Origin of the sequence: Pseudomonas citrullilanati, assembly GCF_030580855.1 — a bacterium.
Lineage (GTDB): Bacteria > Pseudomonadota > Gammaproteobacteria > Pseudomonadales > Pseudomonadaceae > Aquipseudomonas > Aquipseudomonas citrulli.
Genome location: NZ_JAUQOP010000011.1, coordinates 13,177 through 27,579 on the forward strand (window position 1 = coordinate 13,177; position 14,403 = coordinate 27,579).

General features: G+C 63.6%; 14 protein-coding genes. 10 read left to right on the forward strand and 4 right to left on the reverse strand.

What is annotated here, in order from left to right:
• The first annotated feature begins 125 nt into the window (after positions 1-125).
• On the forward strand, positions 126-1,652 hold the full coding sequence (locus tag Q6A48_RS10175) for a CoA-acylating methylmalonate-semialdehyde dehydrogenase (RefSeq protein WP_304553992.1): 1,527 nt from the start codon (positions 126-128) through the stop codon (positions 1,650-1,652).
• A 10-nt stretch (positions 1,653-1,662) separates the two neighbouring features.
• Positions 1,663-2,550: a 3-hydroxyisobutyrate dehydrogenase gene (gene mmsB / locus Q6A48_RS10180; protein ID WP_304553993.1), complete on the forward strand. Its 888-nt coding sequence runs from the start codon at positions 1,663-1,665 to the stop codon at positions 2,548-2,550.
• Between the two features lie 226 nt (positions 2,551-2,776).
• Here the strand turns inward: mmsB and Q6A48_RS10185 are convergent, their stop codons facing one another.
• Together Q6A48_RS10185 and Q6A48_RS10190 are read right to left on the reverse strand one after the other, a co-directional pair.
• Positions 2,777-3,121 (reverse strand): cupin domain-containing protein, encoded by a 345-nt coding sequence (locus Q6A48_RS10185; protein WP_003177747.1) that lies wholly within the window; start codon positions 3,119-3,121, stop codon positions 2,777-2,779.
• 98 nt (positions 3,122-3,219) lie between these two features.
• Positions 3,220-4,101, reverse strand: coding sequence for a LysR substrate-binding domain-containing protein (locus Q6A48_RS10190; RefSeq protein ID WP_304553994.1), 882 nt, complete (start codon positions 4,099-4,101; stop codon positions 3,220-3,222).
• Positions 4,102-4,312: 211 nt separating this feature from the next.
• Between Q6A48_RS10190 and Q6A48_RS10195 the strand changes: the two genes are divergently transcribed.
• The gene (locus Q6A48_RS10195) at positions 4,313-5,077 is read left to right on the forward strand and encodes a sulfite exporter TauE/SafE family protein (protein WP_304553995.1); all 765 of its coding nucleotides are present in this window, start codon (positions 4,313-4,315) and stop codon (positions 5,075-5,077) included.
• Here Q6A48_RS10195 and Q6A48_RS10200 read toward each other — a convergent pair.
• Positions 5,067-5,381, reverse strand: a complete 315-nt coding sequence (locus tag Q6A48_RS10200; RefSeq protein ID WP_304553996.1) for a putative quinol monooxygenase — start codon at positions 5,379-5,381, stop codon at positions 5,067-5,069. The two genes, Q6A48_RS10195 and Q6A48_RS10200, sit on opposite strands and share 11 nt — an antisense overlap.
• A 201-nt stretch (positions 5,382-5,582) precedes the next feature.
• Between Q6A48_RS10200 and mdaB the strand changes: the two genes are divergently transcribed.
• From mdaB to Q6A48_RS10215, 3 genes are all read left to right on the forward strand, one after another.
• The gene (gene mdaB / locus Q6A48_RS10205) at positions 5,583-6,173 is read left to right on the forward strand and encodes an NADPH:quinone oxidoreductase MdaB (protein ID WP_304553997.1); all 591 of its coding nucleotides are present in this window, start codon (positions 5,583-5,585) and stop codon (positions 6,171-6,173) included.
• 69 nt (positions 6,174-6,242) lie between these two features.
• A complete protein-coding gene (locus Q6A48_RS10210; RefSeq protein ID WP_304553998.1) occupies positions 6,243-7,154 on the forward strand; it encodes a LysR family transcriptional regulator in 912 nt (303 codons plus the stop codon).
• Between the two features lie 103 nt (positions 7,155-7,257).
• The gene (locus tag Q6A48_RS10215; RefSeq protein ID WP_304553999.1) at positions 7,258-8,163 is read left to right on the forward strand and encodes an NAD-dependent epimerase/dehydratase family protein; all 906 of its coding nucleotides are present in this window, start codon (positions 7,258-7,260) and stop codon (positions 8,161-8,163) included.
• Positions 8,164-8,304: 141 nt separating this feature from the next.
• On the opposite strand, the gene Q6A48_RS10220 is transcribed toward Q6A48_RS10215, so the two are convergent.
• Positions 8,305-9,750 (reverse strand): SulP family inorganic anion transporter, encoded by a 1,446-nt coding sequence (locus Q6A48_RS10220; protein WP_304554000.1) that lies wholly within the window; start codon positions 9,748-9,750, stop codon positions 8,305-8,307.
• A 411-nt stretch (positions 9,751-10,161) separates the two neighbouring features.
• Here Q6A48_RS10220 and Q6A48_RS10225 point away from each other — a divergent pair, with 411 nt between their 5' ends.
• The 4 genes from Q6A48_RS10225 to Q6A48_RS10240 all read left to right on the forward strand — a co-directional run bounded on the left by Q6A48_RS10225 (position 10,162) and on the right by Q6A48_RS10240 (position 14,367).
• A complete protein-coding gene (locus tag Q6A48_RS10225; protein ID WP_304554001.1) occupies positions 10,162-11,511 on the forward strand; it encodes a GntT/GntP/DsdX family permease in 1,350 nt (449 codons plus the stop codon).
• A gap of 27 nt (positions 11,512-11,538) precedes the next feature.
• Positions 11,539-12,399 (forward strand): MurR/RpiR family transcriptional regulator, encoded by an 861-nt coding sequence (locus Q6A48_RS10230; protein ID WP_304554002.1) that lies wholly within the window; start codon positions 11,539-11,541, stop codon positions 12,397-12,399.
• 1 nt (position 12,400) lies between these two features.
• On the forward strand, positions 12,401-13,861 hold the full coding sequence (locus tag Q6A48_RS10235; protein ID WP_304554003.1) for an N-acyl-D-amino-acid deacylase family protein: 1,461 nt from the start codon (positions 12,401-12,403) through the stop codon (positions 13,859-13,861).
• A 137-nt stretch (positions 13,862-13,998) separates the two neighbouring features.
• Entirely contained in the window at positions 13,999-14,367 is a 369-nt protein-coding gene (locus tag Q6A48_RS10240) for a glyoxalase superfamily protein (protein ID WP_304554004.1), read from the forward strand.
• Positions 14,368-14,403: the final 36 nt, after the last annotated feature.

Genomic DNA, 14,403 nt, shown 5'->3' on the forward strand with positions numbered 1-14,403 from the left:
TTATGTGCGTTCTTATTAGAAGTTTGCACATCTATACTCCAAAAACCGTCTTATCACCAAGGTGTCTGTGCGCCTTGGTTTCTGCTGAAGCAGCGCTCTCTATAAGAACAATCCCGGAGGCCAGCATGAACGTTTCCCTTACGCCCAGCGACACCACCCTGCAAACCGTCAAACTGCTGATCGATGGCGAGTGGGTGGAGTCCCAGTCCAGCGAATGGCACGACATCGTCAACCCGGCCACCCAGCAGGTCCTGGCGAGAGTCCCCTTCGCCACCGCCGCGGAAGTCGATGCCGCCATCGCGGCCGCCCAACACGCCTTCCAGACCTGGAAACAGACGCCCATCGGTGCGCGCATGCGCATCATGCTCAAGCTGCAGGCCTTGATTCGCGAGCATTCCAAACGCATCGCCGCCGTGCTCAGCGCTGAGCAGGGCAAGACTCTCGCGGACGCCGAGGGCGACATTTTCCGTGGCCTGGAAGTGGTCGAGCACGCCTGTTCCATCGGTACCCTGCAAATGGGTGAATTCGCCGAGAACGTCGCCGGTGGCGTCGACACCTACACCCTGCGCCAGCCGATCGGGGTGTGCGCGGGCATTACGCCGTTCAACTTCCCGGCGATGATTCCGCTGTGGATGTTCCCGATGGCCATCGCCTGCGGCAACACTTTCGTGCTCAAGCCGTCGGAACAGGATCCGCTGTCGACCATGCTGCTGGTGGAGCTGGCCATCGAGGCCGGCGTGCCGGCGGGTGTGCTCAACGTGGTGCACGGCGGCAAGGATGTGGTGGATGCGCTCTGCACCCACAAGGACATCAAGGCGGTGTCCTTCGTCGGCTCGACGGCGGTCGGTACCCATGTGTATGACCTGGCCGGCCGCCATGGCAAGCGCGTGCAATCGATGATGGGCGCCAAGAACCACGCGGTGGTGCTGCCCGATGCCAATCGCGAGCAAACCCTCAATGCCCTGGTCGGGGCCGGTTTCGGGGCGGCGGGCCAGCGTTGCATGGCCACCTCGGTGGTGGTGATGGTGGGCGCGGCCAGGCAATGGCTGCCAGAGCTGAAGGCCTTGGCGCAGAAGCTCAAGGTCAATGCCGGCAGCGAGCCGGGTACTGATGTTGGCCCGGTGATTTCCAAGCGGGCCAAGGCGCGGATCCTCGAGTTGATCGAGAGCGGCGTGCAGCAAGGCGCGAAGCTGGAACTCGACGGCCGTGACATCAGCGTGCCGGGATTCGAGCAGGGCAACTTCGTCGGGCCGACCCTGTTTTCCGGGGTGACCACCGACATGCGCATCTACACCGAGGAAATCTTCGGGCCGGTACTGGTGGTGTTGGAAGTCGACACCCTCGACCAGGCGATTGCCTTGGTCAACGCCAATCCGTTTGGCAATGGCACGGGCTTGTTCACCCAGAGCGGCGCGGCGGCACGCAAGTTCCAGAGCGAGATCGACGTCGGCCAGGTGGGCATCAACATCCCGATCCCGGTGCCGGTGCCGTTCTTCAGCTTCACCGGTTCGCGGGGTTCCAAACTCGGCGACCTCGGTCCGTACGGCAAACAGGTGGTGCAGTTCTACACTCAGACCAAGACCGTGACCGCACGCTGGTTCGATGATGACAGCGTCAACGACGGCGTGAACACCACCATCAACCTGCGTTAAGGAGCCGGACATGAACATCGCATTCATCGGCCTTGGCAACATGGGCGCCCCCATGGCGCGCAACCTGCTCAAGGCCGGCCATTCGTTGAACCTGTTCGACCTGAACCAGGCGGTCCTGGCCGAGTTGGCGGCGTTGGGCGGCACGATCAGCGCCTCGCCGCGCGATGCGACCCAGGGCGCGGGGTTGGTGATCACCATGTTGCCGGCCGCCGCCCATGTGCGCAGTGTCTGGCTGGGTGAGGACGGTGTGCTGGCTGGCATCGCCGCCGGCACGCCGGCTGTGGATTGCAGCACCATCGATCCACAAACCGCCCGGGACGTGGCGGCTGCCGCGGCGAAACAAGGGGTGGCGATGGCCGATGCACCGGTCTCGGGCGGCACCGGCGGTGCGGCGGCGGGCACGTTGACCTTCATGGTCGGCGCCACGGCCGAGTTGTTCGCCACTTTGCAACCGGTGCTGGCGCAGATGGGCCGTAACATCGTCCATTGCGGCGAGGTCGGCACGGGACAGATCGCCAAGATCTGCAACAACCTGCTGCTGGGGATTTCCATGGTGGGCGTCAGCGAAGCCATGGCCCTGGGCGATGCCCTGGGCATCGACACTCAAGTGCTGGCCGGCATCATCAACAGCTCGACGGGTCGCTGCTGGAGTTCGGACACCTACAACCCGTGGCCGGGCGTGATCGAAACCGCGCCGGCATCCCGTGGCTACACCGGTGGTTTTGGCGCGGACCTGATGCTCAAGGACCTGGGCCTGGCCACCGAAGCCGCTCGACAGGCCCGTCAGCCGGTGGTGCTGGGAGCGGTCGCGCAGCAGTTGTACCAGGCGATGAGCCAGCGGGGCGAGGGCGGCAAGGACTTTTCGGCGATTGTGAACAGCTATCGCAAGCCGCAGTAAGGCCCGCTTTGGCGGGTGCCAAGGAGCTTTTGTGGCGAGGGGATTTATCCCCGCTGGGCTGCGCAGCAGCCCTGAAATCTGACGCCTCGGCGTGCCAGATGGATAGAGCTGACTGTTTGGGGCCGCTTCGCGACCCAACGGGGATAAATCCCCTCGCCACAGGGGGCTGCATTTCCAGAAGTTGTTTACCGAGAGACCCTGTCGGGGGGCCTCTCGGTTTTTTGTTTCAGGCGAAGACGAAATATTTGCGTACGGTCTCGACCACTTCCCAGGTGCCCTTCATGCCGGGCTCGACGACAAAGATGTCGCCGGCACGCAGGTGAATCGGCGCCATGCCGTCCGGGGTGATGACGCAATAGCCTTCCTGGAAATGGCAGTATTCCCACTTCACATAATCCACCCGCCATTTGCCGGGGGTGCAGATCCAGGTGCCCATGATCTTGCTGCCGTCTTCGCTGGTGTAGGCGTTGAGGTTGACGGTGTGCGGGTCGCCTTCGAGTTTTTCCCATTTGCAGGCGTCGAGTACGGGCAATGGATGGGTGTCGCGCAGGACGGTGATGGGTGCGGTCATGTGAGCTCCGAAAGGGGGCAAGAGAGAACGGGCACCCTAACGCGCGGCATGAGCGGGTAGATGTCTGTGGTCGACACCGGGCTATCCAGAAGCGCGCATCAATCGGCCAGATGCCGAGCCAGGGCCATGGCGTAGGCAGGCAAACCGTCGAAGTTGCGGGCGCACAGCAGCAACGCCCGGTGCGCCCAGGCTTCTTGCAGCGGGACACATTGATACGAAGGCTCGGGTGGGCGCCGGTCGATAGCGGCTTTCGGCACGATGGCAATGCCTGCACCATGCGCGACCATGCGAATCATCCCGTCGAAACCCTCGGCACGAATACGCACTTGCATGCGTGAGCCGATGTGCAGGGCCTGCTCTTCCAGGTGGATCGCCAGGGCGCTGGATGCGTTCAGGCCGACATAATCGTGGCTGAGGGTCTCGCTGAAACGTACGGCGCGACCGTCAGCCAGGGGGTGTCCGGTCGGCAGGATCAATACCAGCGGATCGTCGCGAAAAGGCCAGGTCTGAAGACCATCGGTGTCCACTGCGTCGGAAACGATCCCCAGGTCCGCCGCGCCTTGGCGCAATGCATGAGTGATCCGTGAGCTGGGCAGTTCCTGCAGGTCGATGTCGAGGTTGGGATGGGTGTTGAGGAAGCCGGCCAGCAGTTCGGGCAGGTACTCGGTCATGGCGCTGGTGTTGCACAGCAGCCGCACCCGGCCTTTGACGCCTTTGGCGTATTCGGCCAGGTCCTGTTGCAGCCGTTCGGCCTGTTGCAGCAGGAGCCTGGCGTGCTCGACCAGGGCTTTGCCCGCGGGCGTGGGTGTTACACCACGCCGCCCGCGCTCAAGCAGGTCGATGCCCAGGGAGGCTTCCATGGCTCGCACTCGTGCGCTGGCCGCGGCCAGGGACAAATGGCTGCGAGCCGCACCGGCGGTGATGTTGCCGCTGTCGAGGATGTTCAGGTAGAGGCGCAGGTCGGTGAGGTCGAAGTGCATGAGGGGATCCTGTCTCAAGTGCTGTGGCGCCTGGTTTATTGTCATCGCGAGCAAGCTCGCTCCCACAGTTGAAATGCAATCCCCCTGTGGGAGCGAGCTTGCTCGCGATGGCGTCGGCCGCATCAGCGAATTCAAAGCCTCTTGTCGCGCAATAGGCTGCCTCAGTATATGGCAGATTTTAAAGCCAAGGCCCGGGGCGCACGATACCCCCATGAACACACTCATCGCTTTCTATCAAAACCTCGGTTTGGCCCTATCCCTGCTGGTTATCGGTACCTTCCTACTGGCCGGCACCATCAAGGGAATCATCGGCCTCGGCCTGCCGACGATCTCCATGGGCTTGCTCGGCCTGGCTATGGCACCGGCGCAGGCTGCGGCGTTGCTCATCATTCCGGCGACCGTGACCAATGCCTGGCAACTGGCCTTCGGCGGTCACTTGCAAACCTTGATCCGGCGCCTGTGGCCGCTGCTGCTGGCGATCTTCATCGGCACCGGGCTCGGCACGCTGTGGATTGGCATGGCGGGCGGGGCGTGGGTGGTGCGAGCCTTGGGCGGGGCGCTATTGCTGTATGCGCTGAGCGGGCTGTTATTGCCGACGCTGAGGGTGGGTCCCCACGCCGAACATTGGCTCGCCCCCATTTGCGGGCTGCTCACCGGCCTCATTACTTCGGCCACCGGCGTGTTCGTCATTCCGGCAGTGCCGTATCTGCAAGCACTGGGTTTGGGCCGGGATGAGCTGGTGCAGGCCCTGGGCCTGTCGTTCACCGTTTCTACAGTGGCCTTGGGCGCCGGCCTGCTGTGGCGCGGCGCCCTGGGCGGCGGGGAGTTGAGCGCTTCGTTGCTGGCGCTGGTACCCGCGTTGCTGGGGATGTGGCTGGGGCAGTGGCTGCGTCAGCGAATCAGTGCCGAGGTGTTCAAGCGGGTGTTTTTCATCGGCCTCGGCGTGCTCGGCGGGCATCTGCTGATCAGCGGCTAGCCGAGGACGGGCTGAGCATGTCGATGCGCCGGATCTCGAAATCCCGCTCCAGGTACTCCATGCGCTGCTCGAAGAATTGCTTCATGTGCGGCAGGTTCGAATGCACATCCAGGTGCGCCTGGGAGGCCCAGACTTCGTAGAAGATGAACAGCGTCGGGTCCTGCTGGTCGCGCAGCATGTGATATTCGATGCAGCCGGGCTCGGCGCGGCTCGGTTCGACATAGGCGCGAAACAGGGCTTCGAAGGCCTCGGCTCGTTCCGGGCGGGTCTTGGCGTGAAGGATGAAAGCGTGTTGCTCGCTCATCGGGCGGCTCCTGGAATGAAAGGAAATCGAATTTTAAAGCAACAATAAGCGTTAGATTCGTGCTTTAAAGTCAAAACACTTTTGCGGGCGTGGTGCTTACTCCGCGTGAATCTCGTCGGTACTCTGCCGCCATCGTTTTTCAACCTTCCCATTCGGCAGCCATAGACCGGTCTCGCCGTGGAACCCGATGAGGCGCTTCCCATGAAAAAAGTCCTGTTGCTCAACGGCGGCAAACAATTCGCCCACTCCGACGGTCGCTATAACGCCACCCTGCACGACACGGCGCTCAGCGTACTGGACCGTGGCGGCCTGGACGTGAAGACCACGTTCATCGATGGCGGCTATGACATCAAGGAAGAAGTCGCCAAGTTTCTCTGGGCCGACGTGATCATCTACCAGATGCCCGGCTGGTGGATGGGCGCGCCGTGGACCGTGAAGAAATACATCGACGAAGTCTTCACCGAAGGCCATGGCAGCCTCTACGCCAGCGACGGTCGTACGCGCTCCGACGCTTCGCAGAAGTACGGCAGCGGCGGCCTGATCCAGGGCAAGCAATACATGTTGTCCCTGACCTGGAACGCCCCGCAGCAAGCCTTCGACGACCCGACCGATTTCTTCGAGGCCAAGGGCGTGGACGCGGTGTATTTCCCGTTTCACAAGGCCAATCAGTTCCTCGGCATGACCGCGCTGCCGACCTTCTTGTGCGTGGATGTGATGAAGCGTCCGAACATCGAGGCGGACGTGGCGCGGTATGAGCAGCATTTGCGCGAGGTGTTCGGTCTTTCGCGGTAATCCGGCTACTATCGGGACTTGCCTGAAAGCATCCTTCACACAGGATGTGCATGCCACGAGAGGATGTTTGTGAAAGCCAGATCCGACGAATTGCAGGTTTTCGTCTGCGTGATCGAGTGCGGGTCCATTTCCGCCGCCGCCGAGCAGGTCGGGCAAACGCCGTCGGCGGTCAGTCGCACGTTGTCGCGCCTGGAAGCCAAGCTGGAGACCACGCTGATCAACCGCACCACGCGGCGCATGGACCTGACGGAGGAGGGCAAGTATTTCTTCGAGCAGGCCAAGGGCATTCTCGACCAGATGGAGCAGCTTGAAGAGCGCTTGTCGTCCCGCCAGAAACAACCGGCCGGGCGCTTGCGGATCAACGCGGCCTCGCCATTCATGCTGCATGCCATCGTCCCGCACATCGAAGCGTTTCGCAGGCTCTACCCGGACATCCAACTCGAACTCAACAGCAACGACCTGATCATCGACCTGCTGGAGCAAAGCACCGATGTGGCCATTCGCATCGGCACCCTCACCGACTCGACGCTCCACGCCCGCGCCCTGGGTTGCAGCCCGCTGCACATCCTGGCGAGCCCGGCTTACCTGAAGCAGCACGGTACCCCCACCAGCGTCGCCGAACTGGCCGGTCATGCGCTGCTGGGGTTCGCCCAGAACGACGGCCTCAACCAGTGGCCACTGCGTCACGTACACGGTGACCGCTGGCCGATCCAGCCGGCCATCAGCGCGTCCAGCGGCGAGACCGTGCGCCACCTGGCGCTGCAAGGCCAAGGCATCGCCTGCCTGTCGGACTTCATGACCCGCGACGACATCCGCAGCGGCCGATTGAAGGTGCTGCTGGCCGATGCCAACAGCGGTTATCGCCAACCGATTCATGCGGTGTACTACCGCAACTCGCAACTGGCCTTGCGGATCCAGTGTTTCCTGGACTTCATCCAAGGCAAGCTCGCCGATTACGCGTTGCGGGAGTCCAAGGACTGATTCGTGACTTCAAGGCAAGAGTGATTTGGGCAATGAGGCCTGTTTCGTCAGGAAAAGGACCGCGATACTCGTTCCATCACTGATCTGGCCAAGGAGTTTGTCCATGCACGTATTCATCACCGGCGCTGCCGGTTTCATCGGCGGTTCCATCGCCACCGGCCTGGTACGCGCCGGGCATCGAGTCACCGGTCTGGTGCGCAGCGCCGAACAGGCGAACGAACTGACGGCACTGGGCATCGAGCCGGTAATCGGTACCCTCGAAGACAGCGCGCTGCTGACCGAGCAGGCCCGCGCCGCCGATGCGGTGATCAATGCGGCCAGCAGCGACCACCGCGGTGCGGTCGAGGCGTTGATCGAAGGGCTCCAGGGTTCGAACAAGGTGCTGTTGCACACCAGCGGTTCGAGCATCGTCGGCGACGCTTCGGGCGGTCGTTCCAGCGATGCTATCTACTATGAAAATGACCTGCCGGCCCCCACCGCCGACAAAGCCGCCCGGGTCGCCATCGACAACCGGGTGCTGGATGCGGCGAAGCAAGGCGTGAACTCGGCGGTGATCTGCAACACCTTGATCTACGGCCACAGCCTGGGCGTCAAGCGTGACAGCGTGCAACTGCCGCGCTTGCTCAAGCAGGCCGTGAAAAGCGGCGTGGTGCGGCATGTCGGGCCGGGACAGAACATCTGGTCCAATGTGCACATCGAGGATGTGGTTGAGTTGTACACACTGGCCCTGACCCGCAACCAGCCGGGCACCTTCTACTTTGTCGAAAGCGGTGAAGCCTCGTTCATCGACATGACCACCGCCATGGCACGGGCGTTGAACCTTGGCGAACCGCAGGATTGGCCATTGGCCGATGCCGAAGCGCAGTGGGGTTACGAAATGGCCAACTACGGCCTGGGCTCCAACAGCCGCGTGCGAGGCAAGAACGCCCGCGAGCTACTGGGCTGGACGCCGAAGCGCAGTTCGGTGGTGGAGTGGATTCTTGATGAAATGGTGCGCCCCCAGGCCTGATAGACAGACGCGAAGGTACCCCTGTGGCGAGGGGATTTACCCCCGCTGGGCTGCGTAGCAGCCCCAAAAGTAGTAGGGCCGCTGCGCGCCCCAGCGGGGATAAATCCCCTCGCCACAGGGTGTCCGGATCCTCCTCGGTCATCAGTCGTGATGCACGCCTGCGCGCTTGAGCATCTGCTTGCACCGTTCGGACAGGTGGAACACCCGCAGGTGCTTGCCGGCCTTGCTGTAGCGCTCGCGCAGGGTCATGAGCGCGGCAATGGCCGAGTAGTCGACGAAGCGCAGGTGGCGGCAGTCCAGGGTGACCTGGGCCGGATCGTTGGCGGGGTCGAACTGGTTGAGGAACGGTGTGGTGGAGGCGAAGAACAACGTGCCGTGCAGGCGGTAGAGTTTGCTGCCGTCGGCTTCCAGGTGCGCGTCGGCGTACAGCTCCCGCGCCTGCTGCCAGGCGAAGTTCAGCGCGGCGATGAGGATGCCGCAGAGCACGGCGACGGCCAGGTCGGTGAACACGGTGATGACGGTCACCGCGATGATCACCAGCACATCATTGACCGGCACCTTGTTGATCACCCGTAGCGAGGCCCAGGCGAACGTCTGCTGCGACACCACGAACATCACCCCCACCAGCGCGGCGAGCGGGATGCGCTCGATCAGCGGCGACAGGAACAGCACGAACAGCAACACCATCACCCCGGCCACCACGCCCGACAGGCGACCGCGTCCGCCGGAGCTCAGGTTGATCACCGTCTGGCCGATCATCGCGCAACCGCCCATGCCACCGAACAGGCCCGAGACGATGTTCGAGGCGCCCAAGGCCACGCATTCGCGGTCGGGGTAACCGCGGCTCTCGGTGATTTCGTCGGTCAGGTTGAGGGTCAGCAGGGTTTCCAGCAGGCCGACCATCGCCATGATCACCGCATAGGGCGCCACGATCTGCAGGGTTTGCAGGTTCCAGGGCAGGTCCGGCCAGGCCAGGGTCGGCAGGCCGCCGGCGATGTGGGCCATGTCGCCGAGCGTGCGGGTGGGCAGGCCGAGCAGGTAGACCGCCAGGCCGACGCCCAGGATCGCCACCAGGGCCGGCGGCACGCTGCGGGTCAGGCGGGGCAACAGGTAGACGATGGCCATGGTCAACGCCACCAGGCCCGCCATCAGGTACAGCGCGGTGCCGCTGAGCCAGGTGTCGCCGCTCTTGAAATGTTCCAGCTGGGCCAGCGCGATGACGATGGCCAGGCCGTTGACGAAGCCGAGCATCACCGGGTGCGGCACCATCCGCACCAGCTTGCCCAGTCGCAACAGCCCGAACGCCATCATGATCAGCCCGCCCAGCAGCACGGTGGCCAGCAGGTACTGCACGCCGTGTTGCACCACCAGCGCGACAATCACCACCGCCATCGACCCCGCCGCGCCGGACACCATGCCCGGACGCCCGCCGAACAGGGCGGTGAGGGTGCAGATGATGAACGCGCCGTACAGGCCCATCAGTGGGTTGAGGTGGGCGACCAGGGCAAAGGCGATGCATTCGGGAAGCAAGGCGAATGACGTGGTGAGGCCGGCGAGGACGTCGGCGCGAAGGCGTGCTGGTTTCATGGTTTACCTGACTGGGCGCCGGTGAGACTCGGCTGCCGGGGATGTGGTGCAAAAAACAGGGGGCGATGGTACGGAATTGTGTGTGGAGCGACCACCGTTTGTGGCGAGGGGATTTATCCCCGTTGGGCTGCGAAGCGGCCCCCAACCAGGCAACTCGGTGTGTCAGTTGGCATTGAGACTGATGCCTTGGGGCTGCTGTGCAGCCCGGCGGGGATAAATCCCCTCGCCACAAAGGAACATTTTTCAATGAATATTTTGCACGGGATTTTCATCGGGCCTGTCTGGCGATGTCCGTCAGCGACAAGATTTATCTGTTCGCGAAAATTACTTTCACATTGTTTGAAAACGTCTCCTTGAAATGATTTATGAGTTTCACAACTCATAGACGTGACCCTGTTCAAGGAGTACCGCATGGCACCTGCTTTCGGATACTGGCTGTTGGTCTACGCGGCCATCGCCATCATTGCGCTGATCGTGCTGATCGCCCGTTACCGGCTCAATCCGTTCATCGTGATCACCCTGGTGTCCATCGGCCTGGCGCTGCTGGCGGGGATGCCGCCGTCGGGCGTGGTGGGGGCGTACGAGGCCGGGGTGGGCAAGACGCTGGGGCACATTGCGCTGGTGGTGGCCCTGGGCACGATGCTGGGCAAGATGATGGCCGAGTCCGGCGGTGCGGAGCGAATGGCGCAGACGCTGATCGAGCGCTTCGGCGAGCGCAACGCCCACTGGGCAATGGTGTGCATCGCCTTCCTGGTCGGGCTGCCGCTGTTTTTCGAAGTCGGCTTCGTGCTGCTGGTGCCCATCGCCTTCACCATCGCCCGGCGCGTCGGGGTGTCGATCCTGATGGTGGGGTTGCCGATGGTTGCCGGGCTGTCGGTGGTCCATGCCCTGGTGCCGCCGCATCCGGCGGCGATGCTGGCGGTGCAGGCGTTCCAGGCGTCCGTGGGGCAGACCTTGCTGTACGCGATCCTGATTGGCATCCCGACCGCGATCATCGCCGGGCCGCTCTATGCGAAATTCATCGTGCCGCGAATCTCGTTGCCGGCGCAAAACCCGCTGGAGCGGCAGTTTCTCGACCGCGAACCCCGGGCCAGGTTGCCGGGATTCGGCATCACCCTGGGGACCATTCTCCTGCCGGTGATCCTGATGCTCATCGGCGGCTGGGCCAACCTGATCTCCACCCCCGGCAGCGGGTTCAACCAGTTCCTGTTATTCATCGGCAACTCGGTGATCGCCCTGCTGCTGGCGACGGTCCTCAGTTTCTGGACCCTCGGCCTGGCCCAGGGCTTCAACCGCGAGTCGATCCTCAAGTTCACCAACGAATGCCTGGCGCCCACGGCCAGCATCACCTTGCTGGTGGGGGCCGGTGGCGGCCTGAACCGGATCCTGGTGGACGCCGGAGTCACCCAGCAGATCGTCGGCCTGGCCGAGGCATTCCAATTGTCGCCGCTGGTCATGGGCTGGTTGTTCGCGGCGCTGATGCGGGTCGCCACGGGGTCGGCCACGGTGGCGATGACCACCGCCTCGGGCATCGTCGCACCGGTCGCGATCAGCCTGGGCTATCCCCATCCCGAATTGCTGGTGCTGGCCACCGGGGCCGGCTCGGTTATCTTTTCCCACGTCAACGACGGCGGCTTCTGGCTGATCAAGGAATACTTCAATATGACCGTTGCCCAGACCTTCAAGACCTGGACAGTGCTCGAAACCCTGATTTCCCTGGTCGCCTTCGGCCTGACCCTTGGGCTTGCGCGTTTGCTCTGAGCGCAACGCAACCACACAGGAGCCCGCATGGACATCCTCTACCAGATCCGCGCCCGCCAGGATTCCTTCAGCGCCGGCGAAGGCCGGATCGCCCGCTTGATGCTCGACGACGTGGGTTTTGCCGCCTCCGCCAGCCTCGACGAGCTGGCCCGGCGCGCCGACGTCAGCAGCGCCACGCTGTCGCGGTTTGCCCGTAGCGTCGGGTGTCGCGACCTGCGGGATTTGCGCCTGCAACTGGCCCAGGCCAGCGGCGTCGGCAGCCGGTTTCTCGACCCGGCGGGCGCGCCCGAACAATCGGCGTTCTACGGGCAGATTGTCGGCGATATCGAATCCACGCTGCGCCAGCACCTGGCGGCGTTCGAAGAGACACGCTTCGCCGATGCCGTGCGCCTGCTGGGCAAGGCGCGGATGATCCATGCGTTCGGGCTCGGCGGCTGGTCGGCCCTGTGCAGTGAAGAATTGCAGGTGCGCCTGGTGCGTTTCGGCTACCCGATTGCCGCGTGCCGCGACCCGGTGATGATGCGCATCACCGCCACCTCGTTGAGCGAGGCGCACGTGGTCATCGCCTGTTCGCTCACCGGCATCACCCCGGAATTGCTCGGTGCCGTTGAGCTGGCCCGCGACTATGGCGCGTCGATCCTGGCCATTACCCGAGCCGACTCGCCGCTCGCCCGGCTGGCCGATGGCGTACTGCCCCTGCAAGGCGCCGAAACCTCGTTCATCTACAAACCCACGGCGGCGCGCTACGGCATGCTGCTGGCCATCGACGTGCTCGCCACCGAACTCGCCCTGGCCAACCCCGAAGACAATCAAGAGCGCCTGCGGCGAGTCAAGCTCGCGCTGGACGACTACCGTGGCGGCGACGACGACCTGCCGCTGGGAGACTGACATGCTGTACGACACGCTTATCCGCAACGCTCGGGTCATCGATGGCCGTAACACGCCGGGCTACAGCGCCGATGTGGCGATTCGCGCCGGGCGCATCGAGCGCATTGGCGACCTCGGCGAGGCCCGGGCAGCGACGCAAATCGACGCCGCTGGGCGCGTGCTGGCGCCGGGGTTCATCGACGTGCACACCCATGACGACACGGTGGTGATTCGCCAACCGCACATGCTGCCCAAGCTCAGCCAGGGCGTGACCACGGTGATCGTGGGCAACTGCGGCATCAGCGCGGCACCGGTGAGCCTGCGGGGCGATCCACCCGACCCGATGAACCTGCTCGGTCCTGCCCGGGCATTCGCCTACCCGCGCTTCAGCGATTATCGCGATGCGGTGGAGGCCGCGGCCCCGGCGGTCAATGTCGCCGCGTTGGTGGGCCACACCGCGCTGCGCAGCAACCACCTGGATGATCTGCTGCGTACCGCCAGCGCGGCAGAAATCGCCGCCATGCGCCGGCAATTGCGCGAAAGCCTGGAGGGCGGTGCGCTGGGCTTATCCACCGGCCTGGCCTACGCCAATGCATTCTGCGCGACCACCGACGAAGTCATGCAACTGACCGAAGAGTTGAGCGCGTTCGGCGCGGTCTACACCACCCACCTGCGCAGCGAGTTCGAACCGGTACTCGAGGCCATGGCCGAGGCGTTCCAGATCGGTCGTCATGCACAGAGCCCGGTGATCATTTCCCACCTCAAATGTGCCGGCGCCGGTAACTGGGGCCGCAGCCCACAGGTGCTCGCCGCCCTGGAAGACGCCGCCCGGCACCATCCCGTCGGTTGCGATTGCTACCCCTACGCCGCGAGCTCTTCGACCCTGGATCTCAAGCAGGTGACCGATGCCCATCGCATCACCATCACCTGGTCGACGCCTCATCCCTCGGTGGGCGGGCGCGACCTGGCCGACATCGCTGGCGAGTGGGGGGTGTCGTTGCTGGAAGCGGCGGGGCGCCTGCAACCGGCGGGTGCGGTGTACTACGGCATGGATGAAAACGATGTCAGGCGAATCCTCGCCCATCCACTGTCCATGGTCGGCTCCGACGGACTGCCCGAAGACCCGTTTCCCCACCCGCGCTTGTGGGGCGCTTTCCCACGGGTGCTGGGACATTTCAGTCGTGATGTCGGGCTGTTTCCGCTGCACACGGCGGTGCACAAGATGACCGGGTTGTCGGCGGCGCGCTTCGGCTTGAAGGACCGGGGCGAAATTCGTGAAGGCCACTGGGCCGACCTGGTGCTGTTCGACCCGCAGGCCATTCGTGACGTGGCCGACTTCAACCAGCCACAACGGGCTGCCGAAGGCATTGACGGGGTTTGGGTCAACGGTGTCCTGAGCTATGGCGCGGGGCAAGCGAATGGGCGCCGGGAAGGACGGTTTCTGGCGCGCCAGGGGGATCTGCGCGAAGGATTCATCCCATAGAAGGGGCGTTTGAGGGCCGATTTCATTTAAATTGGCGCCACGATAATGGCACATAGACACTAAAGAAGCGGGGCTCCAGGCCGAAGCACTGGGTTCAACCCATCTACACTGGGTCTTTTTCAGCCAGGAGCAACCCCATGAGCTTCGGTAAAACCACTCCGATCCTGCGGATCTTCGATGAAGCCAAGGCGCTGGAGTTCTACGTCGATTTCCTGGGCTTCAACGTCGACTGGCAACACCGCTTTGGCGACAACTTCCCCCTCTACCTGCAAGTCTCCCGGGGCGATTGCGTGCTGCACCTGTCCGAGCACCATGGCGATTGCACGCCAGGTTCGGCGCTGCGGATCGAGACCGACGAATTGGAAACCTTCCACCAACAATTGCAGGCCAGGGAGTATCGCTACGCTCATCCGCAGATCCAGGCGATGCCTTGGGGTAGCCAAGACATGGCGATCAGTGATCCGTTCGGGAACCGGCTGGTGTTTACCAATGCGATTAACGTGTGAACCGTCGGATCGAGGTAATCAATCCTGAGCAGTCCT